This is a genomic window from Kitasatospora nipponensis (assembly GCF_039528135.1).
Lineage (GTDB): Bacteria > Actinomycetota > Actinomycetes > Streptomycetales > Streptomycetaceae > Kitasatospora > Kitasatospora nipponensis.
Genome location: NZ_BAAALF010000452.1, coordinates 1,196 through 1,441 on the forward strand (window position 1 = coordinate 1,196; position 246 = coordinate 1,441).

Annotated in this window: 1 protein-coding gene; it reads left to right on the forward strand. The window is 63.8% G+C overall.

Translation table 11 applies throughout. From position 1 onward, the window contains the following. Window positions 1-10 precede the first annotated feature (10 nt). Window positions 11-246, forward strand: a 236-nt coding sequence (locus tag ABD323_RS41110; RefSeq protein WP_344447206.1) for a hypothetical protein, incomplete at its 3' end; no start/stop codon positions are given.

The window sequence follows — 246 nt, forward strand, 5'->3', positions numbered from 1 at the left end:
GGGGGAGGACGTGCTGGTCACCAAAGAAGCGATCACTACCGAAATCCACGCCACCGACAGCCAGTTCTCACGGCTCAAGGGCCACATACGCGACCACGTCACCCTGGAAAAGGGCTTGGCGTTCCTCGCGTTCCGCGGCGGCTACATGATCACCGCCGATCCCGCGAAGATCGCAGAGAGCGTCGGCTGGCGCCTCCACTGCATCAACACCGAGCTGCGGCGGCTTCTGTCCGGGTGGATCAACCC